Annotated in this window: 2 protein-coding genes; both read right to left on the reverse strand. The window is 56.6% G+C overall.

The annotated features are described in order from the left end of the window. Positions 1-365, reverse strand: a 365-nt coding sequence (locus MXC11_RS12050; protein WP_250010417.1) for a YagK/YfjJ domain-containing protein, incomplete at its 3' end; no start/stop codon positions are given. A gap of 377 nt (positions 366-742) precedes the next feature. Further along, on the reverse strand, positions 743-949 hold the full coding sequence (locus MXC11_RS12055; protein ID WP_250010418.1) for a helix-turn-helix transcriptional regulator: 207 nt from the start codon (positions 947-949) through the stop codon (positions 743-745). Positions 950-1,261: the final 312 nt, after the last annotated feature.

The following is a 1,261-nucleotide window of genomic DNA, read 5'->3' on the forward strand; positions in this document are numbered from 1 at the left end:
CAGGCCAATGACGGGCTGCCGCCCGCCGTTGCCGAGAAAAAACTTAACCCATTGTCCGGGATGGCTTGACCACTACATCTGGCCATGCTGCGGTTGTGTTCGATCTTGGCCTTGAAGGACTCGAAGAACCGGCTGATCACCTCATTCCTGAAGGCGTAGCTGGGCAGCATGCCGCTGCTGGGGAACTTCAGCTCTACCCGGAAGGCAAATGTCCGAGGGTGCTCATCGAGTGCTCGTTGCATCGTGTCGTACAGGCGTTGCAGGTGCTCACGAATGAACGGGCCTTTCTCGTGCATGACGGGCAGGCCTTGGTAGGTGTGATCGTGGTGGATGTGCAGGTTGTGGTTCTGAGGGTGACGACGCATGGTCATGTCTCCGTTTTGGTGGATTCATAACCAGTGCTGGGTGGGTATCTTTTTACGTCTGATGGCTACCTGATCGATGCTGATGGCCTGATCGGATCGTGTGGCTATGGGGTATTGATGTATCCCTTCCTCTGATACGGATGATGATCGTCATGGAGTACTGGGTACTGATATGCCTGTATGGAATGGATGGGTAATCTTATAAAGCATACAGGTATTACAGAGGATGCCTGGCCATATCTCACCCCATGTTCCCTTGATCAATCGCCCCCTTCAACTCCGGGCTGGCCTGGCAAATCAGCCTCCTCTGTCACTCCGGCAAAAAAGCCCTGCAGCCGGCGTGAACCGACTGCAGGGCTTGGATGTTGCGGGGCCGCTTACCCTGCGGCTACGGGCACCTGCTGGTCACGCTCCCTGATGCGCTCGGCGATCCAGGCCTGTACCTCGACCTCAACCCAAGCCACTGAGCGGCCGCCGAGCTTCACTGCATCCGGGAAGATGCCCAGCTTGATGTACTTGTAGATGGTCGAGCGACCCAGACCAGTCAGGGCTTTCACGTCGTTCAGGCGGATTAGTTGGCTCATGATCGGACCCTCCAGTTTTTGTCCAGACCATGGCGAGGGGAGGTTCGAAATTACGACGTGCCGCTTTGCCCTAGGCCATGCACTGCACTGCGTCGTGCCTGCGCAATGAGCTCATCTGCGTATCGCTTACAGACTGGCAGATCTGGCTCACGCGCTATCCGCTTAGGTGTCTTCGCTCCAAGGGCGGCATAACAGCCTAAGTCATCCTTCGAGTCGTTCTGAATGGCAAGTACTACTGAACCGCCCCGGGAACTCCGGAGGCTCTCTGGTTTGAGTCATGCCGCCAGGGCTGACTCGTCGAGTTGTCGATAA

This window comes from Pseudomonas eutrophicaquae, from assembly GCF_023544715.1.
Lineage (GTDB): Bacteria > Pseudomonadota > Gammaproteobacteria > Pseudomonadales > Pseudomonadaceae > Geopseudomonas.

Coding starts and splice junctions, on each gene's coding strand:
- MXC11_RS12055 (WP_250010418.1), bottom strand. CDS start 949: ATGAGCCAACTAATCCGCCTGAACGACGTGAAAGCCCTGACTGGTCTG.